Origin of the sequence: Amycolatopsis sp. NPDC051903, from assembly GCF_044452505.1 — a bacterium.
In the GTDB taxonomy this organism is placed as follows: Bacteria; Actinomycetota; Actinomycetes; order Mycobacteriales; family Pseudonocardiaceae; genus Amycolatopsis.
Genome location: NZ_JBITBT010000003.1, coordinates 216241 through 242440 on the forward strand (window position 1 = coordinate 216241; position 26200 = coordinate 242440).

Consider the following 26200-nt stretch of genomic DNA (forward strand, 5'->3'; position numbering starts at 1 on the left):
ATGTCGGGACTCGCCGAGATCCACCAGTTGCTGACCGCCGCGCAAGCGGGGCTCACCGACGGCCGCGCGCACACCGAGCGAGCCAAGGCCCTGCTCGGGGACGCCCGCCGGGCGCTCGTCGAAGCGCAGGCGAAAGCCGATCCGTGGCTGCCGACGCAACTGGACCAGGCCGACGAGGGACTCGACCACCTCCTCACCCACCTAGCCGCCGCCGACGACCTGGTGAGCGGATACCAGTCACGCCTGTAGAGACGACTCTGTTACTAATCCGGCCAAAAGCAGGCCGGCCCCTCGGGAAGAGGTGACCGTTGCTACGCAAGTCAAGCGGCCGTGACTGTGGCCGGACTAGTAACGAACGGCACAGTATGAGCGACACCGATGGCCAGTAAGTCCGCCGAGCAGCGCAACCGCGTGCAGACGGCCCTGGACCGGGTCCGGCACCAGATCGGGCTCGTGCTCGGTGCTGCCGCCGGCGCCCGCGAAGCGGCCGAGGCCGAGGTGGCGCGGCTCGCGCTCGAGCAGGAGATCGTCAAGGTCGGCATGAACCAGGCCGACACCGAACAGCAGACCGAGTGGGCGCGCCACCCGGCCGCGCACGAGGTGTTCGCGTCGCTCGGCGGGGTGCGCAACGCGTTCTACACCGACTGGAGCTCGGGCCCGGGCGCCCTGCGGGACCTGGTGGCGGCGGCCGCCCCGGGGCCCGCGGGGCGGCCGCCGAGCGAGTGGCTCGGCCGGGTGGGGACCAACCCCGGCATCACCGCGCCGGGGCTGTGGCGCGTGGGCTCGGCGACGGCGGCCGGCCGCGACATCTCGCGGACGTTCGACGTCGCCGTGCCCCTGCTCGACGAATCGCACCTGCAGATCACGTCGGCGCCGAAGACCCGGCCGGTGATCGACGGAATCGTGCAGAACCTCCTGATGCGGGTGCTTTCGACGTTCGAGCCGGGCGCCGTGAAGATCCACCTGTGGGACGTCGGGCAGCTCACCGCGATCCTGCCCGACCTCTACCCGCTCAGCCGCACCAGCGCACTGTCGCTGTACGACCCGACGCGGCTGGAGGACCTGCTCGACGAGCTCGCCGGGCACATCCGCCGCATCCACGCCACGGGCATGCAGGCCGGCCACACGTCGCTGCGCGAGCTGCGCCGGGCCAGCGGCCAGCGCGTGGAGCCGTACCGGATCGCGGTGCTCTACGGCAACGGCGAGACGCTGGAACCCGAGCTGGCGCGCGACCTCAAGCGCGTGGCCAGCGGCGCGCTCGCCGCTGGGATCTGCCTCATCCTGATCGACGTGCCGACGGCCGTGAGCGCGTCGGTCGAATCGCTCAGCCTCGTGGACGAGCGCCGCGCGGTCAGCAGCATGACGGGCACCGACCTCGTCGTGGACCTCGATCCGCCGCTGCCGTCGGGCCAGGTGATCCGCGCGGCGGGCCGGATCGCCGAGGCGCTGATCGCCAAGCAGGGCGGGCCGCGGTCGTTCGCCGACCTGTTGCCCGCGGAGTTCGGTCGGGAGAGCTCGGCGCGGGAACTGCGCGCGCCCGTCGGGTTCTACGAGGGCGAGGCCATCGAGGTCGTGATCGGCGACGCGAGCCCCCACGCGCTGATCGGCGGCCCGAGCGGTTCGGGCAAGACGAACTTCCTGTACGCGCTGCTGGGCAGCCTCGCCGCGCGCTACTCGCCCGACGAGCTGTCGCTGTACCTGCTGGACTTCAAGGAGGGCGTGTCGTTCGCGGGGCTGGCGCCCGGCCGCAAGGACGCGAGCTGGCTGCCGCACGCGCGGCTCGTGGGGGTCAACGTGAACACCGACCGCGAGTTCGGCCTGGCGCTGCTGCGGTTCCTGGCCGACGAACTGCGCCGCCGGTCGGCGGCGGCGAAGGAGCACGAGGTCACGAACCTGGCCGACCTGCGCGAGCAGGACCCGGGCGGGCACTGGCCGCGGATCGTCGCCGTGATCGACGAGTTCCAGTACCTGTTCGCCGGCCGCGACCAGGTCACGGCGACGGCGACGCAGCTGCTGGAGGACATCGCGCGGCGCGGGCGTTCGCAGGGCATCCACCTCGTGCTGGCGAGCCAGGACGTCGCCGGCATCGAAGCGTTCTGGGGCAAGCCGGCCGTGTTCGAGCAGTGCACGCTGCGCATCGCGATGCCGAAGGCGCGGCGCGTGCTGGCGGAGACCAACAACGCGGCGGTGTCGGCCCCGAAGTGGCACGCCGTGATCAACCACGATTCCGGTGTGGCGCACGGCAACCTGTTGGCGCACATCCCCGACGCGAGCAGCCGCAACGTGTTCGTGGAGCTCCAGCACAAGCTGTGGGAGCTCTACTCGGGCCGGTTCCCGCGGCCCCGGCTGTTCGACGGCGCGCATTCGCCCGTGCTGGAGCAGTTCCCGGCCTACACCGAGCTCAAGCCGAACTCGCGGCCGCGCGCGCTGCTGGGCCAGTCGATCGACGTCACGGAGGCGGCGCAGGGGGTGGAGCTGCCGCGGGCACCGGGCCGCAACGTCGCCGTGCTGGGCGGCGCGTCGGCCGAAGCACTGTCCATCATGGACTCCGCGGCGCGGTCGCTCGCCCGTCAGTTCGAGATCGGCGAGGTCGAGTTCGTGCTGCACTGCCCGATCGAAGCGTGCGCACCGGCCGTGCTGGAGCTGACGGAGCGGCTGCGGGCCGAGGGCCACGTGGCGGATCTGGTCGACGACGCGACGGCACTGATGACGTCCATTGTGGACGGCGAGCTCGGCGGCGCGGCACGAATCCTGCTGCTGTACGGCGTGGACGCGGCCCTGCCCGCGTTGGAGGCGAAGGCGCCGGGCCAGCTCAAGAGCGGCCTCGACCACCTGCGCACGGTCCTGAAAACCGGCCCGGGCCACGGCGTGCACACCATCGGCTGGTGGCGCAGCATCGCGCGGCTCAAGGACACCCTCGGCTTCGGCGGCACCGACGACATCGGCACCTGGGCGGCGCTCGACGTGCAGGGCAACGAGCTCTCGCCGTTCGCCGCCGGGCAAGTCGTGCACTGGTCGCCCCGGCCGGGGCGCGCGTTGTTCTTCGACCGCACCACGCACGGTGCGCCCGAGGTGATCATCCCGTTCCAGCGGCCCGAGACCTCCGGAGAAACGACATGACGGACGGCGCCGGCGCGGCCATGCGCTACAAGGAGATCGTCGGACTGGCCCGGGGTTCGGCCGACAACCTGCGGGCCTGGGAGCTCGCCCGGGCCGAGGAGATCGAGCACCAGCTCGCCGACGCCCACGCGGCCGTCGCCGCCGCGAAGGAACGCGAGGAGAAGGCCGCCGAGCGCGCGACGCGCTGGTGGAAGATGGCGCTGCACAACGTCGCGCGCCTGAACTTCATCGAGGCCCTCGACGATCCGCAGCCGGTGCCGACCGCGCGGCCGCAGTACCTGGACCGGTACCTGGAGGAAGTGAAGCCGTCCTACCAGGAGCTGGTGCAGGCTGTGCTGGCTCTGGGCTGGCGAGCGAAGCGCTGAGGAGATGCGGCCGAACGGTCAGACGATGTTGCTGTCGAGCAGGACCGTGCCGCCGGCCGTGCTCGCGGTGATCCCGCAGTTGAGCTTGTGACCGGCCAGGTCCGGGGTGACGGTGAGCGTGGGGCTCGTCGCGCCCTCGACCGGGACGTAGAACTCGAAACCGTTCGACGGGTCGACTTTGTTGTAGTACCAGGCGTAGTCCGCCTTCGCCGGCGGCGTGCTCCACTTCGGAGCCTCGCAAGTGAGCTGTTCGCCGGCGGCCTTGGTGCCCGTGATGGCCGGCTCCGTGTCCGCCATCGGCGCGAGCGGGGGCCGGGGTTGCGTCAGGAACGAGCGCATCGCGGCCGCGTCGGCGAACCCGTCGACGGTCGGCTCACCGCACTTCTTGCCCGCGGTCTCGCCGGCGAAGCTGACGATGCCGGCCAGCCGGTCGCCGAGCGGGGTCTTCTCGACCAGCGGCCCACCGCTGTCGCCGGGGCAGACGGTCGCGGTGCCCTGCGTGCACAGCACCGACGAGCCGTCCAGCATCGCCGGGTCGGCCAGGCCCGCGGCGCACGCCCGGTCGTCGATCACGTTCAGCCGGGCGTGCTTGAGCTGGTCACCCAGCGCGGCCGTCGGGTCCTTCGGGTCCGGCGCCTGGGTGAGACCGTGACCGTAGACGTCCACAGTGGACCCGGGTTTCGGCGCCGTGCGCGCCACGGGCAGCGTCGGCACGCCGAACACGGGGTGCGCCAGCTTGATCACCGCGGCGTCGTCGGCCGCGCTCGACTCCTCGAAGCTCTGCGGGTCGAGCGGCGACGGGATCAGCCGGAACGCCGGATCCACCGACCACCCGGCGATCGGCACGATCCGCCCGGGGTCCTGCGACAGCGCCCCGTCCCCGACGTGCACCTCGAGGTGCGTGGGGTCCACGTGGTCGAGGCAGTGCGCCGCCGTCGCCACGCGATCGGGGGCGATCAGGGCGCCGCCGCAGCTCTCGCGCTGCACCAGCGGCTGGTCGCCCTTGAACGTGATCGTCGCCATCCACGGCGCCGCCCCGCTCGGCGCGGGCTCCCCGCCGGACACCGCCAGCGCGGGCACCGCCAGCGCCGTGCCGGCCGCCAGGACCGCGGCGCACACGGTCAGAATCCTCCGCATCGGACCTCCTTCGTCGTTGGTCCGAACGTACGAATCCCGGCCCACCGCGGACAACGCTCGCCGGAATGATCACGCCGTACGCCTTTCGGCTAGCGGTTGCGCGCCGATCGGCTAGTTGTTCCACACCACCGCGTCGGTGACCAAGCCGTCGGCACTCGCGACCTTCACGGTCAGCCGGAACGGACGGCCCTGGGCCGTGAGGCCGCAGACGATGCTGCCGGCGTGGAGGGAACCCAATTCGGCGCCGCCGTCGGCAGCGGCCAGGGTGTGGCAGTCGTCGCGGCCCGGGAGGCCGTGGTCGACCCAGTTGCGCAGCCGGGTGCCGCCTGCGGTCTGCAGGTCGCCGACGCCGATGGACGTGATGTCGCTCTGGTCCGCGGTCGCGGGTGGGTTCAGGTCGAGGTTGACGGTGCCGAACGTGACCGGGCCCGACGAGTACACGGCCGGGTCCGCGGGTGCCTGGGACTTGGTGGTCGCCGCCGGTGCGGCGGGGTGGTTGACACTGCCTGCCGTGACCGTGACCGTCGCGGTCGGCGGCGCCGGGCTGGTGCTGGGTGCGCTGGCCCGGCCGACGAAGAACCCGGCTCCGGTCAACGCCGTGATCAGCGCGGCGATCGCGGTGATCCACTGGTGCCCGAGTGTGCCCCAGCCGGTTTTCTTGGCCTTGGCCTCGTCCTCGTCCGCCACCACGCCCCCATCCGTCACCAGCCGCCCGATTGTAGCCAGCCCCGGACACGCCGAAGGCCACCGTTCGCGGAAACGGTGGCCTTCAGTGTGGAAAAGATGGAACTACTTGCGCGGAGCGGTCCGCCCCAGCAGCTGGTCGAGGTAGTCCAGCACGTCGTACGCCGCGTCTTCCAGCTTGTTCCCCGCCGAGGGCCGGAAGCGCACGATCTGCGGGTCGTGGTCGCTCGCCTGGTCGGCGAACTCCGCGTTGATGTGGACCACGTCGTAGTCCACGCCGCGCAGCGCCGGCGAGGCCAGGATGTGGTCCAGGACCTGCGACTGGCCCTCGAAGACGTAGCTGTACCGCTCGGCGGCCGGCAGCGTCGAGATGAGGTCCTTCAGCCCGCCGGACGTCAGCTGGGCCAGCGCCGGCGAGAACTGGTAGTCGTTCAGGTCACCGGCGACCACGACGTTCGCGTTGCGGTCGGCCGAAAGCAGCTGCGAGACGAAGCCCCGCAGCACCGTCGCCTGCTTCTGGCGCTGGACCTCCGAGCTGCGCACCGGCGGCTGGAACCGCCCGTGCGTCGGCTGGTCGCCGCCCTTCGAGTTGAAGTGGTTGGCGATCACGAAGACCGTGCGGCCCTGGAAGACGAACTCACCGGCCAGCGGCTTGCGGCTGTCGGTCCACGCGTCGTTGGTGGGGTCGACGCGGCCCGGGGACTGCGTCAGGTGCACCTTGCCGTGGTCCTTCACGACGCCGACCGACGACGTCGAGCTGCCGCCCGGACGGTCCACGAAGGACACTCGCGCGGGGTTGAACAGGAAGCCCACGCGGATGTTGCCGCCCGGTTCGCCGCCGTCCTGGTCGTTGGCCGGGTCGATCTCACGCCACTGGTAGTGCGGGCCGCCCGCCGCGACGATCGCGTCGGTGAACTTCTTGAGCGTCACTTCGGCGGTGACCACACCGTCGTCGGTGGCGCCGTCGTTGTCCTGGATCTCCTCCAGGTTCACGACGTCCGGGGCCGCCAGGTTGTCGACGACACCGTGCGCGAGCTGCGCGAACTTCGTGTCCGGGTCGGACGGTGCGAGGTTCTCCACGTTGTACGTCGCCACCGCGAGCTGGCCCGGGCGCTGCCGCGCCGTCACTTCCTTCTGCAGGTGGTTGTCCTTGGCCGGACCCAGCTGCGACGCGAAGAGCGTGTAGCCGCCGAAGCTGCTGTACTCCACCGGGCCGGAGGTGACGCCGGTGAGCACGTCACCGGTGTTGACCTTCGGGAACGGCTGCTGGTCGAACGGGATGATCGACTGGACCTTCAGCACCCCGGTGTTGATCTTGTCGTAACCGAGGTAGACGGTGCCGCCGCGCGGCGTGGGGTTCTGCTGCGGCTTCGTGGTCACGTACAGCTCGTCGAAGTCGTTGCTCGGGCCGACCACGCGGGCGTCGGAGATGCTGATGATCTCGCTCTCGTGCGACTCCCAGAAGTCCAGCGAGTACTTCGCCGGCTCCAGCGGCAGCGGCTCGATGTTGCCGCCGGCGTTGGGCGCGAGCACGTCCGGCACCATGTCCGGCGTGATCTTCGTCGGCGCGGGCACGGGGTTCTCGTGCGAGCCGACCGTCCACTGTGCACTGGAGAGTTCGGTGAGCGACTGGTAGTTCGACGTCGCCGGGGCGTCCGGGTAGAACTCCTTCACCGTGCCGGTCGCGGTGATCGCGTCGCCGACGGCGACGGCGGGCGAGGTCGAACCGGTGAACACGAACAGGCCCTCGCTGGTGCGCGGGTCGCTGTCGGGGTTCGGGTCGGTGAGCCAGAACCCGCGCGACGAGCCGAAGGTCCGCACCGCCGTCACGATGCCCGTGACGTCGCTGACCTTCTTGTCCTTGAACGGGGAGATCCGGGTGGTGCCCTGGATGTCGTGGATCTTCGCGGGGGTGCCCGGGTCGACGGGGCCGGTGTCGCCGCCCGTGGTCTCGCCCTTGGCGTTGGTCGGCGTCGGGTCGCCGGCGGTGAAGTCCGCGCTGTTGTCGTCGGTGTCGGCGAGCGAAGCGGCGCGCGAAGCCGACGTGGTGTTCGTCAGCGCCGGGGCGTCCGAGCCTTCGCGCACGACGGCCGAGCCGAAGCCCACGAGGTCCTTGACCTGGGGGTCGGCGGCGCAGTCGGCGGCGGTCTTGCAGGTGAGCGCGGTGGTTCCGGTGACGAGCGCGACGGTGCCGGCGGTCGCGGACATCGCGATGTTCCCGCTCGCGTCCGGCGTCGGCAGCGCGACGGTGCCGCCGCTGCCCTTGCCCTCGCCGACGAGGTAGCGGCCCCCAGCGGCCACCGAACCGGCGAGCTTCGTGACCTGCCAGGTGCTCGACGCACTGGGCGAAGCCGGCAGGTACTGAACGCTGTAGTCGTCGAGCGCGAGCGGCGCGCCGCCGCGGTTGGCGAGCTCGATGAAGTCGTTGGTGAGCGTGGCGCCGGAGTTGCCGCCACCGCCGTACACCTCGGCGATGACCGCGTCAGCGCTGGGTGCGGCCAGTGCGGCGGGCGCACCACTCACGACTAGACCAGCAACGGCGGCGGCGGTCAGCACGCCCTTTCTTCGACCGGATATGGTCACCCTGAGTCCCCTTTGCATGAACGGTCGACGCATCGTCCCCCGAACAAGCGAAGGCAAGGAAGACTAAGAGGCAACGATTCGTAACGAGTTTGCGGAATTACCTCCGAGGGACGGGTTGACAGAATGATCTCTCTCGTACTCGGCGGCGACGTCAACGTACAAGGCAGAACGGATCCGAAGACGGCATTCCGGGCGCTGATCCCGTTGCTGAACGGGGCCGACCTGCGGTTCGTCAACCTCGAAGGACCGCTGTCCGGATCGATGAGCGAGCACGGCGGTCTGGACATCCCGCACAAGCCGAATTGGCGCCATTCCGCGCCGGAAATGGTCGGCGCGCTCACCGCGGCCGGGATCGACGTGGTGTCGGTCGCGAACGACGTGACGTACCCGTCGGGAGCCGCGCTCGCGAGCCTGTCGGTGCTCGACCAGGCGGGGATCGCCTACTGCGGCGCGGGCGCCAACCTCACCGCCGCGCACACGCCGTCCGTGCTCGAACGGGCCGGGCGCCGCGTCGCGTTCCTCGCGTACACGTCGCTGTGCTGGCCGGTCGGTCAGGAAGCGAAGGCCGACTCGCCGGGCGTCGCGGTCGCCGCCGCGTATACGTCGTACCAGCCGGACCCGCGGGTGCTCGACGTGCCGGGCCGTCCGCCGATCGTCCACACCAGTCCGGTCGCCGCGGACCTGGAGCGCCTGGTCGCCGACGTGCACCGCGCCCGCGCGAGCGCCGAGCACGTGGTCGTGTCCGTGCACTGGGGGCTGCCCGGCGACGAGCTGACCGAGTACCAGGTGACCTACGCCCACGCGATCATCGACGCCGGCGCCGACCTCGTCGTGGGCCACGGCCCGCACAGCGTGCAGGCGGTGGAGGTCTACCGCGGCCGCCCGATCCTCTACAGCCTCGGCAACCTCGTGTTCGACTGGCCCGCGATGCACGGCCGCCACGTCGACGGCCTGCTCGCCGGCTGCCTGCTCGGCGAGCAGCCGCGGCTCGAGCTGATCCCGGTGCGCCGCGGTGAGGACAACGAGTGCAAACCGCTCGCGGGCGAAGCGGCCGCGACGGCGCTGCGGCACGTGGCCGAACTGTCGGCGCGACGGTCGACGCGCGTGGTGGTGGGCGCCGGGATGGGCACGGTCGAAGGGCTCGTCTCGCCGAAGCGGTGAGGGCGTCCGGGCCGGTCGTCACCCGGACGGCCCATCTGCCTTAAATGCAGGTCAAGCTTTGGCGCGGGTGGTTTGCACCGGGGGTACCTTTACTCGCGAGCCGACGAGAAAGTGGCCCAGACCACTTCCCCGGCAGCTCACGGGGTGCTACCGCGTGGGGGAGGCGACACGATCACATGGGGGTTGATCGTGCTCGGCTTGCGCGGTGCCGCGCCTCGCTGGGGAACGCCGCGGACGCGGGATCCTTCCGCTTCTCCCGCGACCGCGGCGTCCGGAGCTTCGCCCCGGGGGTCTCGGGGTGGTGTGGCCGGGTCGGTTCCGGCCGCACCACTCACGAGCGGTACTTGCCGATCAGCGTCTTCGCCCCGGCGACCGCGGCGCGGCCGGCGCCCTTCGCGCTCGCGGCGAAGAACGTGGTCCAGTCGAAGTAGTCGCGCCACAGCACGATCCGGCCGTTCTCGACCTCGAACGTGCCGCACACCCAGAACTCCGCCTCGAACGAACCGCGGCGCAGCACGTCGGTGCGCTCCGTGAGGACGACGTTGCCGTCGGCGGCGATGTGGTGCGTGCGCGCTTCGAACCCGGTGCCGAACCGGGTCAGCAGCCGCAGCTGCTTCTCCACGGCCGCGAGCCCGCGCGCGGCCGGCAGCGGCACGTTCTGGTAGGTGATGTCGACGGCGACGAGGTTCAGCGCCCGGTCGATGTCCAGGTCCTCGAGGGCGTGCAGGAAAGCGGTGACCACGGCCTTGGGTTCGCTCATGGCTCCAGGTTAAGCCCGTACGGGCGGTCTCCGACGATCGCGACGCGTTCGGCCACCCGCGCGTGGGGAAGGTAGTCGTTCACGGCGTAGTGCTGGGTGGCGCGGTTGTCCCAGAACGCGACGGCGCCGGGGGTCCAGTGGAACCGCACCTGGTACTCGGGTGTGTGGGCCTGCAGGAACAGGTACCGCAGGAGCCGGTCGCTCTCGGCTTCCTCCAGCCCGACGATGCGGGTCGTGAAGGCTTGGTTCACGAAGAGCGTCCGGCGGCCCGTCTCCGGGTGGACGCGCACGACGGGGTGCTCGACCGGTGGGAAGCGGTCCTGGTGCGCGGCCAGCAGCTCCGGGTCGGCGAAGCGCGCGAAGCCGGGGACGAAGTCGTGGACGGCGGTGTGCCCGTCGATGCGTTCCCGCACGTCAGCGGGCAGGTTGTCGTAGGCGGCGGCCATGTCGGCCGACATCGTGTCGCCGCCGGTGGGCGGGACCTCGATCAGGCGCAGCACCGAGCCGAGCGCGGGTTCGGGGCGCCAAGTCACGTCCGTGTGCCAGATGTTCTCGAAGCCGGGCGTGGCGGCGCCGCGCGAGAAGCGGACGACCTCGTCGCTGTCGCCCCGCGCGATGAACGGGTTGGTCTCCAGCTCACCCCAGTGGCGGGCGAACGCTCGCTGCTGCCGCGGGGTGAGGTCCTGGTCGCGGAAGAACAGCACCTTCCACTCCAGGAGGGCGCGGTTGAGCTCGGCGCGCAGCCGGGGGGTCGATGACGCTCCGAGGTCGACCCCCTCGACCTCGGCCCCGATCACCCGGCCGAGGGGACGGAGCGTGAACAGCTCGTAGGGGCGTTCTTCGACGCCTTCGGGCAGGCGGCGCAGCACGCGCGGGCCTTCGAGGAGACCGTCGGCGGGGGTCGTGGCGGTGCGTGGGCGAGCGGGCAGGTCGAGGGTCACGAACGGCTCCCGTGGTCGGCGCTTCGGCTTGGTTGAGCGGAATCCGGCCTACGCTGGCGGGGAGCCGAGCCGGCCGCGGCGCAGCAGGAGCGCGGCCACGCCTTCGCCGGCCGGCGTCGCGGCGGACGGGAGCGGGAGGAGCGCGGGCATGGGCCCGATGATCGTGAGCGGGGGCCTCCGGGGGCAACTCGCTTCACGATGTGGACCCGTCCTACGCCCGGCCGAGTGACCACACAGGACGTGATGAGGTTAGATCTCCCCCTACAGGGTGACGAGGTGGGGGCCTGGCCACTCACACAAACGGGGAGGTTCCCTTTGGCGAGCTCGACGAGTGAGCGGCTGCGCGCCGCGGCCGATTCGCTGGACAACGCCGCGGCCGACGCCGACCAGGCGGCCGGCCGGTTCGCGGAGGCGCGGCTGGAGTCCACGCCGTTCGGGATCTCCGCGCCGGCGCGCGAGCTGGCCTCGCGCTGGGAAGCCGCGCTCGCCGCGCGCGACGTCGACGCCCGCGTCCTCGGCGACGCGACGTCCGACCTGGCCGGCCGCCTGCGCATGGCCGCGGGTGGTCACGCGGAGAAGATCCGCCCGGCGGTGGCGACGGCGCTGTTCACCTGATGCCCTTCCTCCACCCCGCGCTCGAAAAAGCCGCCGCGACGCTCGGGCCGCTGCGCACGGCCGGCGAGCGCCTGGGCGCCCCGGACCCCGTCGCCGCGCTCCGGCAGATCGACTGCTCGCCGCCGGCCATCCGCGAGTCCGCCCGCACCCTCTCCAGCGGCCGCGACGTGCTCGTCACCGCGCGCCTCGCCTTCGAAAGCGGCGCCCACCGCGCGGAACGCCGCTGGGGCGGCGAGCCGGCCGCGCTGTTCCGGGCCCGCGCGGACGAGCTCGACGTGCACTACCGCCAGGCCGCCGAAGCCGCTGCCCGGACCGCCGCCGTCGGCTTGGACCTGGCCGATTTACTCGACCGCCTGGCGTCGGAAACGGCCACCGAGGTCACCCGCATCGCCGGCACCGCCGTGGCCGCCGCCGTGGCCGTCGAAGCCGGCGACCGGTCCACGGACGTGGTGGAGCCGGTGCTGGCGGCGTGCGCGGCCGTGGTGCGCGCCGTGGAAGCCGGCGTGACGACGATCGCGGAGACGATCTCGTTCCTGGAGCCCTTCGGCACGCCGGTCCTCCCGTTCGACTGAGCACCCGGGGTCTCACCCCTGGCCGGCCTCCAGGACGAAGAACAGGAAGCTCAGGAAGGCCCCGGAGGGGAAGTTCGCAAGCTCGTCGGGGAAGAGTTCGCGGGCTTCCGGCGCCGGGGGCGGTTCGCTGATGACGGCGGTGCGGAAGCCGGCCGCGGTGAAGGCGTCGGTCATCGCGTGCAGCGGCCGGTGCCAGTAGGTGAGCACGGCCTGCTGGCCGTTGAAGGTGTACTCCTCGGACCACTTGGCGGTGCCGAAGTAGCTGGCTTCGGGATGCTCGACCTTGAAGAGGATGGGGTGGTTGACGACCACGATCAGCCGGCCGCCGGGCTTCAGCACGCGCCGTAGCTCGGCCAGTGGTGCGGTCCAGTCCTCCAGGTAGTGCAGCACCAGGGCCGCGATGACGTCGTCGAACGCGCCGTCGGGATAGGGCAGCGGAGCGGCCAGGTCGGCGACCCGCAGGTCCGCGTCGTCGCCGAGCCGCTGCCGGGCCAGCTCCACCATCTTGGCGCTGCGGTCGAAGCCGGTCACGACGGCGCCCCGGTCGCGCAGCGCCGCCGACACGGGGCCGGCGCCGCAGCCGGCGTCGAGAATCCGCCGGCCGGCCACATCCCCGGCCAGGTCCACGATCGCGGGCCGGGTGTAGTAGGCGTTGATCAGACTGGTCTCGTTCTCGGCCGTGTACGCCTCGGCGAAGGCGTCGTAGTCGTTTTGTACGGCCACGTCGCCGTCCCCGCCAGAGGTCTCAGGATGGGCAGTCATGGTTCCGATCCTGCCCACGGATCAACCAGGGCGCCAGGAGATCATCTCGACCGCCAGTCGTCCCGCCCGCGCCACGCGGAACGGCGCGGGGTGGAGCTACCGGGTCCCGATGACGAAGCCGCCGTTCGACGTGTCCAGTGGCCGGCGACCGTATTCGGTGGCGAGGGCCTTGATCGTGAACGTCTCCGGGTGCCAGCCGTGCCGGGTCAGCCAGTCCGGTGCTTCGCTGCCGAGCCCGCCGCGCCACAGCTGGGTCACGCGGCCGCCGACCTCGCGCGCGCGTTGCAGCAGCCCGTCGGCGTCGCCCTCCGGCCGGTGTTCGAACGACACGCGGCTCCCGGGCGCCGACAGCCGGGTGACCTCTTCGAGCAGCCGCGCGGCCTCGGCGTGTTCGAGGTAGACCAGCAGCCCCTCGGCAAGCCACGCGGTGGGCACGCCGGCGTCGAACCCGGCCTCGACGAGCTTCGCGCCCCAGTCGTCCCGCAGATCGACCGGCACCTCGATCCGCTCGCACGCGGGCTGGGCACCGTCGAGCACTTCGTCCTTGAACCGCAACACATCCGGTAGATCGAGCTCGAACAGCCGCGTCCCGGCCGCCCACTCGAGCCGGAACGCCCGCGCGTCCAGTCCGGCCGCGAGCAGCACCACCTGGCGCGCGCCGCGCACGAAGTCGTCGAAGAAGCGCGTGCGCACCGCCACCTGCTGCGCGAACACCTCCCGGAGCCCGCCGTCGGGCCGGTCCGAACCACCGAGCACCGCCCGCCCGGCCACGGAGAACGCCCCGGCGTACGGATCCTCGAACAACCGGTCCGGTCGCCGCGACTCCAGCGCCCGCAACGCCGCGACGCCGACGGCGGTCTTGCCGACGGGCGGGAGATCTTCGGGTGCGGCAGCCATGCGTCCAGCGTAGAGATTTCCCGGCCGCCGAGCCGAAGTTCGTCCCCCGCGGGTGAAGCGGGCCCCCGCGCGACCGTGAACGCTCAGCTGTCCAGAACCGACTGTCCGGGAAGGAACCACCCATGGCTCACCGACCGAACATCGTCCTCGTCCACGGTGCTTGGGCCGACGGCTCGTGCTGGAGCGCCGTGATCGAGCGGCTGCAAGCCGATGGCTTCAAGGTCACCGCGCCCCAGTTCCCCGAAACTTCGCTGGCCGCGGACGTCGCCCGGCTGCGGCAGGTGCTGAACCGCCAAGACGGCCCGACCGTCGTCGTCGGGCACTCCTACGGTGGTCAGATCGTCACCGCGCTCGGCCAGGACGCCCCGAACGTCGTCGCCTTGGTCTACATCGCCGCGTTCGGTCTGGACGAAGGCGAATCGATCGGCGCGCTCCTGTCGCAGGGCCCGCCGACCCCGGCGCTGGCGCACCTCGAATTCGACGCGCAGGGGTTCGCGTGGCTGCCCGAGGACGACTTCGTGAACCACTTCGCGGCCGACGTCGAGCCGACGAAGGCACGGGTCATGTACGCCGTCCAGCAACCGCTGGCGGGCTCGGCGCTCGAAGAGGTGATGGGGGCGCCGGCCTGGCGGTCGCACCCGTCGTGGTTCCTCGTGGCCGACGGCGACCAGGCGATCCCGCCCGCGGCGCAGCGCCAGTTCGCCGCTCGCATGAACGCCACGACCGTCGAGGTCCCGACGAACCACGTGGCGATGGTCTCCCACCCCGAAGACGTGCTGCACCTCATCGCGAACGCGGTCGACGCCGTCCAGCCCGTGCGGTGAGTGACTCCCACTGACGCCCGCCCGGCCGACCACCACGGGGGTCCGGGGGCGAAGCCCCCGGGCGGGGTCTGGGGGTTGCACCCCCAGAAAACACAGCGAGCGAGGTATGTCGACGCTTTCCGCCGACATACCTCGCCCACTCGCGAGCGGTGGCGGTGGGATTTGAACCCACGGACGGGGTTAACCGTCACACGATTTCGAGTCGTGCTCCTTCGGCCGCTCGGACACGCCACCGCCGAGAACAATACCGGACCCCCCGCCGACGACGTCGCGGGGGCTGTCGGCCGTGGTGCGGCGGGCGGCGAAGTACGCCTCGAGCAGGGCGGCGCACTCGTCGGCCAGCACGCCGCCGTGGACTTCCGGGCGGTGGTTCAGGCGGCGGTCGCGCACGACGTCCCAGAGAGAGGACACGGCGCCGGTCTTGGGTTCCCACGCGCCGAACACCAGGCGGGCCACGCGGGCGAGGACGAGCGCCCCGGCGCACATCGTGCAGGGTTCCAACGTGACGGCGAGCGTGCAGCCCTCCAGCCGCCACCCGTCGCCGTGGACGCGGGCCGCGGCGCGCAGCGCGAGGATCTCCGCGTGCGCCGTGGGGTCACCGAGTTCGACGCGCGCGTTGCGCGCCGCGGCGAGAAGACGTCCGTCCGGGCCGAACACCACGGCGCCGATGGGCACATCGGCGCCTGGGCCGCGGGCGGCTTCGAGCGCTGCCTGCACGGCTTCGGTGTCGGCCGGGCGTCTCAGAGCTCGTCCAGCAGTTTCGAGAACTCGGCCGAAAAGCCGCAGCGCTGGGCGATCATCTGGAGCTGCTCGTCGGGGTAGAGATCCACCTCACCGACGATAACTTCAAGCTCGCCGCCCGGCAGCCCGAGATCGGCGAGGATGTCGAGGTCGCCCTCGGGCCAGACGGCGTCGTCGTCCTCGTCGGGCGGGTCGACGCGCAGGACGTCGAGCACGTCGGCCGCGATGTCGTAGTCCAGCGCCGCCGCCGCGTCCGACAGCAGCAGCGACGGCCCGCGCGGACTCGGCCGGACGATCACGAAGAACTCGTCGTCCACGGCCAGCAGCCCGAACGCCGCACCCGTCGACCGGAGTTTCCCCAGCTCGGTGATCGCCGCGTCGAGCTCCGTGAGCGCCGCGGGATCCAACGCACTGCACCGCCACCGACCGTCTTCTCGGACCACTGCCATCGCGAAGCCCGTGACCGGCTCTTGCACCGCCATGCGCACACCGTATTCCGCCGCGGAAGCGAACGCACGCACGGTGCACCCGAAGCGTCCGGAGTGCCACTATCGAGGCCATGACCGGACCCACCGACCTGCCGACTCTCCCGGACGCCCGCTACAGCGGGCTGCTCGACGCCGCGCGGGAGCTGCAGGACCGCACCGTCGAGCTCCGCCGCGCGCTGCACCGCCGGCCGGAGCAGGGGCTGCAGCTGCCCGAAACGCAGCAGACCATCCGCGCGGCGCTGGCCGACCTGCCGCTCGAGTTCACGGCGGGCCGCGCCACGACGTCGCTCACCGCGGTGCTGCGCGGCGCGCGCCCGGGCCCGGCCGTCCTGCTGCGCGGCGACATGGACGCGTTGCCGCTGCACGAGGACACGGGCCTGGAGTTCTCGTCGGACGTCGCCGACTCCATGCACGCGTGCGGCCACGACCTGCACGTCGCGATGCTCGCGTCCGCCGCCCGCCTGCTCGCTTCGCGCGTGGAATCGCTGGCCGGTTCGGTCGTCTTCATGTTCCAGCCGGGCGAAGAAGGCCACCACGGCGCGCGGTTCATGATCCACGAGGGCGTGCTGGACGCCGCCGGCCCGCGCGCCTCGCGCGCCTTCGGCCTCCACGTCATGGCCAACACGCCCAGCGGCCGCCTCCAGGTCCGCGGCGGCACCATCATGGCGTCCGCCGACACCTTCCACGTCGACGTCATCGGCCGCGGCGGCCACGGCTCCGCCCCGCAGGAAGCCATCGACCCCGTCCCGGCCGCCGCCGCGATGGTGGGCGCCCTGCAGACGATGGTGACGCGCCGCATCGGTGTCTTCGACCCGGCCGTGATCTCGGTGACCCGCATCGCCGCCGGGACGACGACCAACATCATCCCCGAGACGGCCGTGCTCGAAGGGACCATCCGCACCCTGTCCGAAACGACGCGCGCGGTGATCCGCGAGGAACTCCCGCGCGTCTGCGAGTCCGTCGGCGCCGCCCACGGCTGCCGCGTCCTGGCGGACATCGAACCGGGCTACCCCCCGACCGTGAACGACCACGCGCTGGCCCAGGACGTCCTCGCCCTCGGCCAGACGGTCCTCGGCGCCGCGAACGTCGAGGCGATCCCCCACCCGATCATGGGAGCGGAGGACTTTTCGTATGTGCTGCAGCGGATTCCGGGGGCGTTCGCGTTCCTGGGAGCCTGCCCGCCGGACCTGGTTCCCTCGGAGGCCCCCGCGAACCACTCGAACCGCGTGATCTTCGACGAGGCCGCGATGCCCGCCGGGGTGGCCATGTACGCGGCGTTCGCTTTGGACGCTTTGGGCCGGTGAGGGGACCGGTCGTGTCTGGGGTGTGAACGGTCCACTCGCGGTGCTGCATTGGCGCGAACGGTCCCTTCGCACCGGAGGGCGTGACTGGTCCCACGGTGCCCGTGCGATGGCGCGAACGGTCCACTCGCGCCACGCCAACGGCACGAACGGTCCATTCGCACTACGACAACCGCGCGAACGGTCCCTTCACGCACAAGCCGCAGTTCGAGCGGTCCGCTCGCGCGCCGGCGCGGGCGCGAAAGGTCCGTTCGTGCCGCCTGGCACGAACGGACCGTTGATGCCGGCGAAGCGACACGACAGATCCACTCGCGCAACCACCGCCGCACGAACGGTCAGGTCATGCTGTTCAGCGTCGCGAACGGTCCACTCGCGCCACGCCAACGGCACGAACCGTCCACTCGCGCACCCGCGACGGCACAAACGGTCCACTCGCACTACCACAACCGCGCGAACGGTCCCGCAGTTCGAGCGGTCCACTCGCGCAGTGCCAACAGCACGAACGGTCCACTCGCGCATCCACAAGGGCGCGAACGGTCCCTTCGCGGCGGCAGGTGCGAAGGGACCCTTCGCGCCTGAGGGCGCGACTGGTCCCACGGCGCCCGTGTAGTGGCACGAACAGTCCGCACGCGCATCCGCAACAGCACGAACGGTCCATTCGCACTATGACAACCGCGCGAACGGTCCCTTCGCGCTTGAGGGCGCGACTGGTCCCACGGCGCCGGTGCGGTGGCACGAACGGTCCACTCGCGCATCCGCAACGGCACAAACGGTCCACTCGCACTACCACTACCGCGCGAACGGTCCCTTCACACACAAGCCGCAGTTCGAGCGGTCCACTCGCGCAGCGCCAAAGGCACGAACGGTCCACTCGCGACCGTGCGACGGTGTCGAGAGGACCGTTCGCGCGAGGTCAGCACGCGCGAAGGGACCGTTCGCGCCACCAAGCGAGCGCGAAGGGACCGTTCGCGCCACCAAGCGAGCGCGAAGGGACCGTTCGCGCCACCAAGCGAGCACGAAAGGTCCCCTCGCACAACCACCGCCGCACGAAGGGACCCCTCACCCGAACCTCAAGCCGTCCGGCTGGGCTTGCCGTTTTCGAGGTGGCCGGCGAACCGCCGGTGCCACTCCGGGTGTCCCACCAGCGACAGCGTGACGTCGTACCAGCCGTCGGCGCCGTCGAGGGCGTCGACCGTCAGGGTGTGCGAGCCGTGCGCGGCGACGACGAAGCCGGGGCGCCCCTTCACCGTCAGGGTCGCCGGGGAGGTGTCCGAGTTCTTCACCGTCACCGCGAACACCGGGTGCGCCGCGGGTCCCGACACGGCAGCCGAGACGTCCAAGCCCGAAGTCTTCTCATCGCCCGAGGCCTCCACCAGGAAGCCGTTCGGTCCATGCACCGCCACGTCGTACGAAGAGGCGAAAGTGATCTTCCCCGAGCAAGAACCGCCGCCGGGAACGTCGAACCGCTGAGATGCCCCGTCGGCGTGGTAGGCGTACGAAGACAGCTGCAGCCCAGCCGACCCGTGGTTCGCGGCCGTCAGCGCCAGCGCGCCGGCGCCGACCGAAAGCGAAGCCACCGGCTGGTAAGGCAGCGCCCGCGCCGGAGCCGTCCCCTTCTCCTGGGCCGGCATCGACTGCTGGCCGGGCAGCGGGGGCGCCGGCTTCGGCAGTTTCGACTGCGTCCGGTCCGCCTCGGCCCGCAGCGCCGAGGCGTCCGGCAGCTGGGGGAACGACCGGTCGGCCTGGCCGAAGTCGAAGCAGCTCGTGAGGTCACCGCAGATCATCCGGCGCCACGCGGAGATGTTCGGCTCGCGCACCCCGGTCCAGACCTCCAGGAACCGCAGCACCGACGTGTGGTCGAACACCTGCGAGTTCACCCACCCGCCGCGGCTCCACGGCGAGATCACCGTCATCGGCACGCGCGGGCCCAGCCCGATGGGCGCCGGCGCGCCCGTGCCGACGCCACCGGGACCCGAGGGTTGGTTCACCGGCAGCAGTTCACCTGGCGTCCCGGCCGGGGCGCAGGGCGGCACGACGTGGTCGAAGAACCCGTCGTTCTCGTCGTAGTTGATGAGCACGACGGTGGATTCCCACAGTTTCGGGTTGTCCCACAACGCTTTCAGCACCCGCTGCGTGTACGCGGCGCCGTCGACGGGGCGCGCGGCCGGGTGTTCGCAGTACGCGTAGGGCGCCACGACCCACGACACGGCGGGCAGCGTGCCCGCCTCGCAGTCGGCGATGAACTGCGTCAGCACGTGGTCGACGTCCTTGCCCTGCCCCGAATCCGGCTTCCACTGCGCGCGCAGGCTCGCCCGCTCCGCCAGCTGGCGCTTCTTCGGGTCGGCCGAGGCCAGCGCGTCGTGGTACTGCTGGAACAGCCACAGCGGGTTGTCGCCGTAGTCGCCGACGAAGCCGTCGTCGCCGTCGCCGACCTCGTCGTTGGCGTAGACCTGCCAGGAGATGCCGGCGGCCTGCAGGCGCTCGGGGTAGGTCGTCCAGCGGTACACCGGGTTGTAGTCCGCCGGGTTCCACGTGGCCGGTCCGCCGAGGTCGCCGTCCGGGTTGATCGTGCCCGTCCAGTGGTACAGGCGGTTGGGCGTGGTCGGCCCCTGCAGCGAGCAGAAGTAGTTGTCGCACAAGGTGAACGCGCTCGCCAGCGCCCGGTGGAACGGCAGGTCGTCGCGGCTGAAGTAGCTCAGGGTCATCTCGGTCTTGGCCGGGACCCACGCGTCGTAGGCGCCGTTGGCCCACGCCTGGTGCGTCGTGCCCCAGTCGTGCGCGAGGTCGCCGAGGTCCTGCCCGTCGACGAGCGCGGTGTCGACGTGGAACGGCAACAAGTGGCCCCCGTCGGTGCGCTTGGCGTCGGGCTGGCGGAACACGTCCCGCTTGGCGACCGGGTCGCCGTAGCCGCGGACGCCGGCCATCGTGCCGTAGTAGTGGTCGAACGACCGATTCTCCTGCATGAGCACCACGACGTGCTCGACGTCGTCGAGGCTGCCGCGCCGCCGCGGGCCGGCCGCCGCTTCGGCGAACGCCCCGCCCAGACCCGCCGCCGCGCCGGCCATCCCGGCGGCCGCCGCGCCGCCGAGCACCGAGCGGCGGCTGAGCCGCCCTTCCGCCTGACCCATCCGTGCCTCCTCGTCCGGAATGTGCGGCGCTGGGGATGATCACGCGCACCGAAGCAGGCTTCCGCAGGTCAGCGACCACTTCAAGCAGGCGGGTGTGAACCGCGGCTGAACAAGGTGGCAATTAAACAACAGTGTTGATTTAATATCGGACATGATGACCGAAACCGAGCTCGTCCAGGAGCTCCTCGAGCAGGAGAGCCGGCTGGTGTTCACCCGGTTCGACAACGAGACCGCCCTCGCCCTGGGCCAGCACCTGCTCGCGGCGGCCCGCGAACGCGCCCTGCCCGTGACGATCTCGGTGCGCCGGGGCGGTCAGCGCCTGTTCCACGCGGCCCTGCCCGGCACGTCGGCCGACAACGACGCGTGGATCGACCGCAAGAGCCGCGTCGTCGACCGCTACGGGCACAGCTCGTTCCTCGTCGGCACGCAGTTCCGCGAGAAGGGCGGGAGTTTCGAAGAGGACTCGCGCCTCGATCCCGACCTGTACGCGGCCCACGGCGGCGTCTTCCCGGTGCTGGTCGCGGACGTCGGACCCGTCGGCACCGTCGGCGTTTCGGGCCTGCCCCAGGCCGACGACCACGCGTTCGTGGTCGAGCAGCTCGCCGCGTTCCTGGCCGGCTGAAAAACCCGCCCCGCCGGTTTGTCGATTCGGCGGCCCCCTCGTTCGACGGTTCTGCGAAGGCCGACGAACGAGGGAGGTCTCCCATGGGCAAGCTGACCGTCACGGCGTTCCTGACCCTGGACGGCGTGGTGCGCGGACCGGGTCTCATCGACGAAGAAATGCGCGCGGCGCTCGCCCGCTGGCACCGCCGCGCGTCGGCGTTCCTGCAGGTCAAGGGCATCGCCGACGATTGTCCCGGCGCGGGCGGCCTGCCGCGGCACGTCGTCACGGGCGACCTCGCCACCGAAGTCCGGGAGCTCAAGGCCCGCTACGACGGCGAGCTGCAACTGCACTCCACCGGCAGCCTGGTCGCCGCGCTGGAGGACCTCGTCGACGAGTACCGCCTGCTCGTCTTCCCCGTCGTCCTCGGCGAGGGCCACCGGCTCTTCCCCGCCGGCGTCCTGCCGCTCGCGCTGAGCCCGTTGTCGACGACCGCGACGAGCACCGGCGTCGTCATCCACGAGTACGCCGCCGCGGGCGCGCCGACGTTCGGGGCGATGGCATGACCACCCTCACCGTCACCGCGTACGTGTCCCTCGACGGCGTGGTCCAGGGGCCCGGCACGCCGACCGAGGACCCGCGCGACGGCTTCGACCTCGGTGGCTGGCTGTACCCGCACTACGACGCGGTGATGGCCGAGTACACCGCCGACTGGTTCTCGCGCGCGGACGCGTTCCTGCTCGGCCGCCGGACGTACGAGATCTTCGCGGACTACTGGCCGTCCGTCGGCGGGTCGGATCCGATCGCGGGCCCGCTCAACACGCTGCCGAAGTACGTCGCTTCGCGGACGCTCACGCGTTCGTCGTGGCAGGGCACAGCGTTCCTGCGCGACGACGTCGTGGCAGCGGTGGCCGAACTGAAAGCCGAACCGGGCCGCGAACTGCAGGTGCACGGCAGTGGCGACCTGCTGCGGACGCTGATGGCCGCCGACCTGGTCGACGAGTACCGGCTGTGGGTGTTCCCCGTGGTGCTGGGCCGCGGCCGCCGGCTCTTCCCGCCGGGCGCGCCGCCGCGCACGCTGCGGCTGACCGAGCACCGCGAGACGGGCAAGGGCGTCTCGGTCCAGGTCTACCGGACCGCCTGACCCGAAGATCAGGACAACCGGCCCACACCCTTCGTGCTACCCTCCGGCGCGACACATCATATATCAGATCGGACACACCAGTGGCGTTCGAAGTGCAGAAACGGCGGCTGGCCGGCGTCGTCGCGATCCCGGTGACGCCGTTCAACGGCAGCGGCGGCGTCGAGGCGGACACGTACGGGCGGCTCGTGGATCGGCTCGTGACGAGCGGCGTCGAGGTCGTCACCCCCAACGGCAACACCGGCGAGTTCTACGCGCTCGACGACCACGAGACCCGGCTGTGCCTCGACGTCACCGTGAAGGCGGCGCGCGACGCGAGCGTGCTGGCGGGCGTCGGGCACGACGTGCGCACGGCCGTGAAAGCCGCGCGCCACGCCCGCGACACCGGCGCCGACCTGGTGATGATCCACCAGCCCGTGCACCCGTACGTCGCCCTCGACGGCTGGGTCGAGTACCACCGCGCGATCGCCACCGCCGTGCCGGAGCTGGGCGTGGTGCTGTACGTGCGCAACCCCGGCATCGGCGGCGAGGAACTCGCGCGCCTCGCCGACGCCGCGCCGAACGTCATCGGCGTGAAGTACGCGGTGCCCGACCCCGTGCGCTTCGCCACCGTCGCGCGCGACGCGGGCTTCGAGCGGTTCGTGTGGATCGCGGGCTTGGCCGAGCTGTCGGCGCCGGGCTACTTCGCCGTGGGCGCGCAGGGGTTCACGTCGGGGCTGGTGAACGTCGCCCCGCGGATCTCGCTGGACCTGTTCGCGCGCCTGCGCGACCACGACTTCGGCGGTGCCATGGAGATCTGGGAGCGCATCCGCCCCTTCGAACAGATGCGCTCGGCCGACGGCAACGCCAACAACGTCAGCGTCGTGAAGGACGCGTTGTCCCAGCTCGGCCTCTGCCGTCCCGACGTGCGCCCGCCGAGCCGCCTGCTGACGGCTGCGGAACGGGAACAGCTCTCCAGTCTGTTGTCCACGTGGGGACTTTCGTAGAGCTGACTGGCGGGGAATTGCCCTCGCGGGGTCCGGGGTGAGAGGGTGAACGCACGTTGCGGTGCCACCGCGGCGAGGCCCCAGCGCCCTTCTTCGGACCGGAACCGGACCCGCCCTCGGTGTGGCCGGCAACCGTCTCTGGACGAGCGATCCGCCTGACCCAGAGCGGTGGTCACCTCATGACCTCGTCGCCCACTCCCTCGACCACCGGCACGGATTTCGCCGAGCTAGCACGACTGGTCAAAGCCGCCGGCCTGCTGGGCCGCCGCCGGTTCCGCTACAGCGCGCGGATCGGTGCCAACCTGCTGGCCTTCGCGGGCGGCTGGGTCGCCTTCGCGTTCCTCGGCGACTCCTGGTGGCAGCTGTTCCTCGCCGCGTTCTTCGCGATGATGTTCGCGCAGCTGGCCTTCATCGGCCACGACGCCGGGCACAAGCAGATCTTCCGCACCCGCAAGGCCAATGACCTCACGGGGCTCGTCCACGGCGGGCTCACCGGGCTCAGTTACGGCTGGTGGATCGCCACCCACAACCGGCACCACGCGAACCCCAACCACGAGGCCGAAGACCCCGACGTGGACATCGCCGCACTGGCGTTCTCGCGCGCGCAGGCCCGCGGCAAACGCGGCTTCCTGCGGTGGGTCGCGAAGTACCAGGCGTTCCTGTTCTTCCCGCTGTTGCTGCTGGAAGGCCTCAACCTGCACGTGTCGAGCGTGAGGGCCGTCTGGCGCGGCGACCTGCGGCGGCACAAGCTCGAATCGGCGCTGCTGATCGGGCACCTCGTGGCGTACCTGGTGGCGGTGTTCGTGGTGCTGTCGCCGCTCACGGGTGTCGTGTTCATCGTCGTCCACCAGTTCCTCTGGGGCCTGTACATGGGCTGTTCGTTCGCGCCCAACCACAAGGGCATGGCCATGCTCGAGCCCGGCCACGACCTCGACTTCGTGCGCAAGCAGGTGCTGACGTCGCGCAACATCCGCGGCGGCGCGTTCGTCGACTTCGCGCTCGGTGGCCTCAACTACCAGATCGAGCACCACCTGTTCCCCGGCATGGCGCGGCCGAACCTCAAGCGGGCCCAGGCGATCGTGCAGGACTTCTGCGCGCGCCGGGGGATTTCGTACGCGCAGTGCAGCTGGGCGCGCTCGTACGGCTACGTCCTCGAGCACCTGCACGCCGTCGGCGCACCGCTGCGGGCCGCGCCGTAGCGTCTGCGGGGCCGGACAGCGCTACCGCGAACGCGTTGTTCAGGCCCAGTCCTTGCTGAAGTCCAGGTCCACCAGGCGCTGGGTGAAGGAGAACCAGTTGCCGGAGTCGTCGCGGAAGATGGCTTCGGTGCCGTACGGGCGTTCCTGGGGTTCCTGCACGAACTCCACGCCGCGCGCCGTCAGCGTCTGGTAGTCGGCCTGGATGTCGTCGGTGACGAACACGCCGGCGCCGAGCACGCCCTTGGCGATCAGCTTCTTCAGCGCGTCGGCGGACTCGGGGTCCAGCGCGGGCGGGCCCGGGACCATCAGGGTGAGCTCGAGGCCGGGCTGGTTCTTGGCGCCGACGGTGAGCCACCGGAACCCGCCCTCGCCCATGGTCAGGTCGCTGCGGACCTCGAGGCCCAGCTTCTCCGTGTAGAACTCCTTCGCCCGGTCCTGGTCGAGAACCCAGACGTTGGCGATGGACAGACCGTTGATCACGTTGCCTCCCGCGTTCGTTCGGGCGCCGCTCGCCCGCACCACGGACCGTAACCGGGCCCCGGGCCGAGCGGCTTCTCAAGAATTGCGGTCCTTTCCCGCAGTGCGCTCGAACGCCTTGAACCCGCCGTGCCACAGCAGCGCGTAGCACCCGGGCACCAGCGCCGCCCCGGCTCCGACGTGCCGGGCGCGGTACTGGGTCGGGGTGAGGCCGGAGTACTTCTTGAAGCTCGTCGAGAACGTCCCCAGACTGCTGAACCCCACCAGCACGCAGACCTCGGTGACCGACAGGTCCGCGGTGCGCAGCAGGTCCTCGGCGCGCTCGATCCGCCGGCGGCTCAGGTACTGCCCTGGGGTCTGCCCGTACACCGCCCGGAAGGCGCGGATGAAGTGGTACCGCGAATACCCGGCACGAGCGGCGACCGCGGCGACGTCGATCGGCTCGGCCCAGTGGCGGTCCATCATGTCCTTGGCCAGCCGCACCTGACGCAGCTGGGCCAGCTGCGCGTCGGCCGCGGACACGGGGTGCGGACCGGCGATCGCGACGTCCATCCGGCTCCTTCCCGTCACCCCTCGCGACGGCAAGTCTAGGACCCGGCCGTCCGCTGTCAGCCGAGCCCGAACAGCGGGAACACGTCAGCGGAGAACGTCGTCACCTCGGCGACCCGGCCGTCGGCGATGCGCAGGGTGTTGAGGCCGAACGGATGCAGCACCCCGTCCGCTCGGAGGGACGTGGCGAGCGCGGGCAGGCCGTTCGCGCGGGTCGGCACGAGGTGGAACGCCACGGCGCCGTCGCCGCGCAACGCGGGGGCCCAGGCTTCGAGGACGACGTCGCGCCCGGCGTACCAAGTCGGTTCCGTGCCGGTGTGGCCGCCGGCGCCGGGTGCGTGGCTGCAGCGGACGTCGGCGCGTAGCAGCGCCGCCAGTTCCGCTTCGTCGTGGGCAGTGAGCGCAGCCATGTAGCGCGCGACGACCGCGCGTTCCTCCTCGCTCCCCGCTGCCGTCCACTCGCCGCGCCGCGCGGGCAGGTGTTCCTTCAGCTCGGCGCGCCCGCGCAGCACGGCGCTGTTCACCGACGCCGGGGTGGTCTCCAGCGCCGTCGCCGCCTCCCGCGCCGACCAGCCCAGCACGTCCCGCAGCACCAGCGCGGCGCGGCGGCGCGGCGACAAGTGCTGGATCGCCGCGAGGAACGCCAGCTCCACCGTCTCGCGGCCGAGCACCTCGTCGGGCACCGGCTGCACCCACGGCACGGCGACGTCCGGCCGCGGCGCCAGGTCCGGCGAGGCCGACGGAGGCAGGCCCACCACCGGCACCTCCCGCGGGTGCGCCGCGAGGTGGTCGAGGCACGCGTTCGTCGCGATGCGGTACAGCCAGGCGCGCAGCGAAGCCCGGCCGTCGAAGGTCGCCCGCCCGCGCCACGCGCGCAGCAGCGTTTCCTGCACCAGGTCCTCTGCTTCGTCGTACGAGCCGAGGAGCCGGTAGCAGTGCACCCGCAGCTCGCGCCGGTGCGCTTCCGCCGAGGTCGCGAAGTCTGTCATCTCTTCAACCATGTCCCATGAGACTCCCTGCAGCCGGGAAATTCGGCAGTTCGCAGGTCAACCCGGGTGTGGCCGAAGTTACCCGTGCGTTAAGAAGGCGTCAGCGGAGCTGGGGGAAGCGTCAGGGTGGTGTTGGTGGCGCGCGCGTGAAGCGCACCACAGCAGTGTGCTGGCGGTGT

General features: G+C 71.4%; 25 protein-coding genes, 1 tRNA gene and 1 pseudogene. 13 read left to right on the forward strand and 14 right to left on the reverse strand.

The window, feature by feature from the left end; all coding sequences use genetic code 11:
- The 3 genes from ACIA77_RS08650 to ACIA77_RS08660 all read left to right on the forward strand — a co-directional run bounded on the left by ACIA77_RS08650 (position 1) and on the right by ACIA77_RS08660 (position 3485).
- Complete coding sequence (locus ACIA77_RS08650; protein ID WP_395885176.1) at positions 1 to 249, forward strand: hypothetical protein; 249 nt, start codon at positions 1 to 3, stop codon at positions 247 to 249.
- Positions 250 to 378: 129 nt separating this feature from the next.
- A complete protein-coding gene (locus ACIA77_RS08655) occupies positions 379 to 3120 on the forward strand; it encodes an FtsK/SpoIIIE domain-containing protein (protein WP_395885177.1) in 2742 nt (913 codons plus the stop codon).
- Entirely contained in the window at positions 3117 to 3485 is a 369-nt protein-coding gene (locus tag ACIA77_RS08660) for a hypothetical protein (RefSeq protein WP_395885178.1), read from the forward strand. The genes ACIA77_RS08655 and ACIA77_RS08660 overlap by 4 nt, the downstream gene beginning before the upstream one ends.
- An 18-nt stretch (positions 3486 to 3503) precedes the next feature.
- Here ACIA77_RS08660 and ACIA77_RS08665 read toward each other — a convergent pair whose 3' ends face one another.
- From ACIA77_RS08665 to ACIA77_RS08675, 3 genes are all read right to left on the reverse strand, one after another.
- A complete protein-coding gene (locus ACIA77_RS08665; RefSeq protein ID WP_395885179.1) occupies positions 3504 to 4622 on the reverse strand; it encodes a S1 family peptidase in 1119 nt (372 codons plus the stop codon).
- Positions 4623 to 4733: 111 nt separating this feature from the next.
- Complete coding sequence (locus tag ACIA77_RS08670; RefSeq protein WP_395885180.1) at positions 4734 to 5327, reverse strand: hypothetical protein; 594 nt, start codon at positions 5325 to 5327, stop codon at positions 4734 to 4736.
- 84 nt (positions 5328 to 5411) lie between these two features.
- On the reverse strand, positions 5412 to 7907 hold the full coding sequence (locus ACIA77_RS08675; protein ID WP_395885625.1) for an endonuclease/exonuclease/phosphatase family protein: 2496 nt from the start codon (positions 7905 to 7907) through the stop codon (positions 5412 to 5414).
- Between the two features lie 105 nt (positions 7908 to 8012).
- On the opposite strand from ACIA77_RS08675, the gene ACIA77_RS08680 reads away from it, so the two are divergent.
- The gene (locus tag ACIA77_RS08680; RefSeq protein ID WP_395885181.1) at positions 8013 to 9050 is read left to right on the forward strand and encodes a CapA family protein; all 1038 of its coding nucleotides are present in this window, start codon (positions 8013 to 8015) and stop codon (positions 9048 to 9050) included.
- Positions 9051 to 9381: 331 nt separating this feature from the next.
- On the opposite strand, the gene ACIA77_RS08685 is transcribed toward ACIA77_RS08680, so the two are convergent.
- Both ACIA77_RS08685 and ACIA77_RS08690 read right to left on the reverse strand, forming a co-directional pair.
- Positions 9382 to 9810 (reverse strand): limonene-1,2-epoxide hydrolase family protein, encoded by a 429-nt coding sequence (locus ACIA77_RS08685; protein WP_395885182.1) that lies wholly within the window; start codon positions 9808 to 9810, stop codon positions 9382 to 9384.
- Positions 9807 to 10751, reverse strand: a complete 945-nt coding sequence (locus ACIA77_RS08690) for a TauD/TfdA dioxygenase family protein (RefSeq protein WP_395885183.1) — start codon at positions 10749 to 10751, stop codon at positions 9807 to 9809. The genes ACIA77_RS08685 and ACIA77_RS08690 overlap by 4 nt, the downstream gene beginning before the upstream one ends.
- A gap of 315 nt (positions 10752 to 11066) precedes the next feature.
- On the opposite strand from ACIA77_RS08690, the gene ACIA77_RS08695 reads away from it, so the two are divergent.
- Together ACIA77_RS08695 and ACIA77_RS08700 are read left to right on the forward strand one after the other, a co-directional pair.
- The gene (locus ACIA77_RS08695; protein ID WP_395885184.1) at positions 11067 to 11366 is read left to right on the forward strand and encodes a hypothetical protein; all 300 of its coding nucleotides are present in this window, start codon (positions 11067 to 11069) and stop codon (positions 11364 to 11366) included.
- Positions 11366 to 11938, forward strand: coding sequence for a hypothetical protein (locus ACIA77_RS08700; protein WP_395885185.1), 573 nt, complete (start codon positions 11366 to 11368; stop codon positions 11936 to 11938). The genes ACIA77_RS08695 and ACIA77_RS08700 overlap by 1 nt, the downstream gene beginning before the upstream one ends.
- 12 nt (positions 11939 to 11950) lie before the next feature.
- Here the strand turns inward: ACIA77_RS08700 and ACIA77_RS08705 are convergent, their stop codons facing one another.
- Positions 11951 to 12700 carry a class I SAM-dependent methyltransferase gene (locus ACIA77_RS08705; protein ID WP_395885186.1) on the reverse strand — a complete coding sequence of 250 codons (750 nt, stop codon included), beginning with the start codon at positions 12698 to 12700 and terminating at the stop codon, positions 11951 to 11953.
- A 96-nt stretch (positions 12701 to 12796) separates the two neighbouring features.
- On the reverse strand, positions 12797 to 13597 hold the full coding sequence (locus ACIA77_RS08710) for an SAM-dependent methyltransferase (protein WP_395885187.1): 801 nt from the start codon (positions 13595 to 13597) through the stop codon (positions 12797 to 12799).
- Positions 13598 to 13719: 122 nt separating this feature from the next.
- Here ACIA77_RS08710 and ACIA77_RS08715 point away from each other — a divergent pair, with 122 nt between their 5' ends.
- Positions 13720 to 14421 (forward strand): alpha/beta fold hydrolase, encoded by a 702-nt coding sequence (locus ACIA77_RS08715; protein ID WP_395885188.1) that lies wholly within the window; start codon positions 13720 to 13722, stop codon positions 14419 to 14421.
- A gap of 147 nt (positions 14422 to 14568) precedes the next feature.
- Here the strand turns inward: ACIA77_RS08715 and ACIA77_RS08720 are convergent.
- The 3 genes and pseudogenes from ACIA77_RS08720 to ACIA77_RS08730 form a co-directional block, all read right to left on the reverse strand.
- A tRNA-Ser gene (locus tag ACIA77_RS08720) sits at positions 14569 to 14655 on the reverse strand.
- Between the two features lie 57 nt (positions 14656 to 14712).
- A pseudogene (locus ACIA77_RS08725) lies at positions 14713 to 15138 on the reverse strand (nucleoside deaminase); the annotation flags it as partial.
- Positions 15139 to 15161: 23 nt separating this feature from the next.
- Positions 15162 to 15644, reverse strand: a complete 483-nt coding sequence (locus ACIA77_RS08730) for a tRNA adenosine deaminase-associated protein (protein ID WP_395885189.1) — start codon at positions 15642 to 15644, stop codon at positions 15162 to 15164.
- Positions 15645 to 15721: 77 nt separating this feature from the next.
- Between ACIA77_RS08730 and ACIA77_RS08735 the strand changes: the two genes are divergently transcribed.
- Positions 15722 to 16954: a M20 family metallopeptidase gene (locus ACIA77_RS08735; RefSeq protein WP_395885190.1), complete on the forward strand. Its 1233-nt coding sequence runs from the start codon at positions 15722 to 15724 to the stop codon at positions 16952 to 16954.
- Positions 16955 to 18021: 1067 nt separating this feature from the next.
- Here the strand turns inward: ACIA77_RS08735 and ACIA77_RS08740 are convergent.
- Positions 18022 to 20079, reverse strand: coding sequence for a phosphocholine-specific phospholipase C (locus tag ACIA77_RS08740; RefSeq protein ID WP_395885191.1), 2058 nt, complete (start codon positions 20077 to 20079; stop codon positions 18022 to 18024).
- A 154-nt stretch (positions 20080 to 20233) separates the two neighbouring features.
- On the opposite strand from ACIA77_RS08740, the gene ACIA77_RS08745 reads away from it, so the two are divergent.
- The 5 genes from ACIA77_RS08745 (at position 20234) to ACIA77_RS08765 (ending at position 24006) form a co-directional block, all read left to right on the forward strand.
- Entirely contained in the window at positions 20234 to 20701 is a 468-nt protein-coding gene (locus tag ACIA77_RS08745; RefSeq protein ID WP_395885626.1) for a heme-degrading domain-containing protein, read from the forward strand.
- Positions 20702 to 20784: 83 nt separating this feature from the next.
- Complete coding sequence (locus tag ACIA77_RS08750; RefSeq protein ID WP_395885192.1) at positions 20785 to 21246, forward strand: dihydrofolate reductase family protein; 462 nt, start codon at positions 20785 to 20787, stop codon at positions 21244 to 21246.
- Positions 21243 to 21824 (forward strand): dihydrofolate reductase family protein, encoded by a 582-nt coding sequence (locus ACIA77_RS08755; RefSeq protein WP_395885193.1) that lies wholly within the window; start codon positions 21243 to 21245, stop codon positions 21822 to 21824. Before ACIA77_RS08750 ends, ACIA77_RS08755 begins: the two co-directional genes overlap by 4 nt.
- 80 nt (positions 21825 to 21904) lie before the next feature.
- The gene (locus ACIA77_RS08760; protein WP_395885194.1) at positions 21905 to 22807 is read left to right on the forward strand and encodes a dihydrodipicolinate synthase family protein; all 903 of its coding nucleotides are present in this window, start codon (positions 21905 to 21907) and stop codon (positions 22805 to 22807) included.
- A gap of 179 nt (positions 22808 to 22986) precedes the next feature.
- Positions 22987 to 24006, forward strand: a complete 1020-nt coding sequence (locus ACIA77_RS08765) for a fatty acid desaturase family protein (RefSeq protein ID WP_395885195.1) — start codon at positions 22987 to 22989, stop codon at positions 24004 to 24006.
- Positions 24007 to 24045: 39 nt separating this feature from the next.
- On the opposite strand, the gene ACIA77_RS08770 is transcribed toward ACIA77_RS08765, so the two are convergent.
- The 3 genes from ACIA77_RS08770 to ACIA77_RS08780 all read right to left on the reverse strand — a co-directional run bounded on the left by ACIA77_RS08770 (position 24046) and on the right by ACIA77_RS08780 (position 26021).
- Positions 24046 to 24486: a VOC family protein gene (locus ACIA77_RS08770; protein WP_395885196.1), complete on the reverse strand. Its 441-nt coding sequence runs from the start codon at positions 24484 to 24486 to the stop codon at positions 24046 to 24048.
- 75 nt (positions 24487 to 24561) lie between these two features.
- The gene (locus tag ACIA77_RS08775) at positions 24562 to 25035 is read right to left on the reverse strand and encodes a helix-turn-helix transcriptional regulator (RefSeq protein ID WP_395885197.1); all 474 of its coding nucleotides are present in this window, start codon (positions 25033 to 25035) and stop codon (positions 24562 to 24564) included.
- Positions 25036 to 25091: 56 nt separating this feature from the next.
- Positions 25092 to 26021 (reverse strand): RNA polymerase subunit sigma-70, encoded by a 930-nt coding sequence (locus ACIA77_RS08780; protein WP_395885198.1) that lies wholly within the window; start codon positions 26019 to 26021, stop codon positions 25092 to 25094.
- Positions 26022 to 26200 lie beyond the last annotated feature (179 nt).

Bases quoted from the DNA above. Each gene is read 5' to 3' on its own strand.
- ACIA77_RS08650 (WP_395885176.1), top strand. From the start codon at position 1: ATGTCGGGACTCGCCGAGATCCACCAGTTGCTGACCGCCGCGCAAGCG.
- ACIA77_RS08655 (WP_395885177.1), top strand. From the start codon at position 379: ATGGCCAGTAAGTCCGCCGAGCAGCGCAACCGCGTGCAGACGGCCCTG.
- ACIA77_RS08660 (WP_395885178.1), top strand. From the start codon at position 3,117: ATGACGGACGGCGCCGGCGCGGCCATGCGCTACAAGGAGATCGTCGGA.
- ACIA77_RS08665 (WP_395885179.1), bottom strand. From the start codon at position 4,622: ATGCGGAGGATTCTGACCGTGTGCGCCGCGGTCCTGGCGGCCGGCACG.
- ACIA77_RS08675 (WP_395885625.1), bottom strand. From the start codon at position 7,907: ATGCAAAGGGGACTCAGGGTGACCATATCCGGTCGAAGAAAGGGCGTG.
- ACIA77_RS08680 (WP_395885181.1), top strand. From the start codon at position 8,013: ATGATCTCTCTCGTACTCGGCGGCGACGTCAACGTACAAGGCAGAACG.
- ACIA77_RS08685 (WP_395885182.1), bottom strand. From the start codon at position 9,810: ATGAGCGAACCCAAGGCCGTGGTCACCGCTTTCCTGCACGCCCTCGAG.
- ACIA77_RS08700 (WP_395885185.1), top strand. From the start codon at position 11,366: ATGCCCTTCCTCCACCCCGCGCTCGAAAAAGCCGCCGCGACGCTCGGG.
- ACIA77_RS08705 (WP_395885186.1), bottom strand. From the start codon at position 12,700: ATGACTGCCCATCCTGAGACCTCTGGCGGGGACGGCGACGTGGCCGTA.
- ACIA77_RS08710 (WP_395885187.1), bottom strand. From the start codon at position 13,597: ATGGCTGCCGCACCCGAAGATCTCCCGCCCGTCGGCAAGACCGCCGTC.
- ACIA77_RS08715 (WP_395885188.1), top strand. From the start codon at position 13,720: ATGGCTCACCGACCGAACATCGTCCTCGTCCACGGTGCTTGGGCCGAC.
- ACIA77_RS08730 (WP_395885189.1), bottom strand. From the start codon at position 15,644: ATGGCGGTGCAAGAGCCGGTCACGGGCTTCGCGATGGCAGTGGTCCGA.
- ACIA77_RS08735 (WP_395885190.1), top strand. From the start codon at position 15,722: ATGACCGGACCCACCGACCTGCCGACTCTCCCGGACGCCCGCTACAGC.
- ACIA77_RS08740 (WP_395885191.1), bottom strand. From the start codon at position 20,079: ATGGGTCAGGCGGAAGGGCGGCTCAGCCGCCGCTCGGTGCTCGGCGGC.
- ACIA77_RS08745 (WP_395885626.1), top strand. From the start codon at position 20,234: ATGACCGAAACCGAGCTCGTCCAGGAGCTCCTCGAGCAGGAGAGCCGG.
- ACIA77_RS08750 (WP_395885192.1), top strand. From the start codon at position 20,785: ATGGGCAAGCTGACCGTCACGGCGTTCCTGACCCTGGACGGCGTGGTG.
- ACIA77_RS08755 (WP_395885193.1), top strand. From the start codon at position 21,243: ATGACCACCCTCACCGTCACCGCGTACGTGTCCCTCGACGGCGTGGTC.
- ACIA77_RS08765 (WP_395885195.1), top strand. From the start codon at position 22,987: ATGACCTCGTCGCCCACTCCCTCGACCACCGGCACGGATTTCGCCGAG.
- ACIA77_RS08775 (WP_395885197.1), bottom strand. From the start codon at position 25,035: ATGGACGTCGCGATCGCCGGTCCGCACCCCGTGTCCGCGGCCGACGCG.
- ACIA77_RS08780 (WP_395885198.1), bottom strand. From the start codon at position 26,021: ATGACAGACTTCGCGACCTCGGCGGAAGCGCACCGGCGCGAGCTGCGG.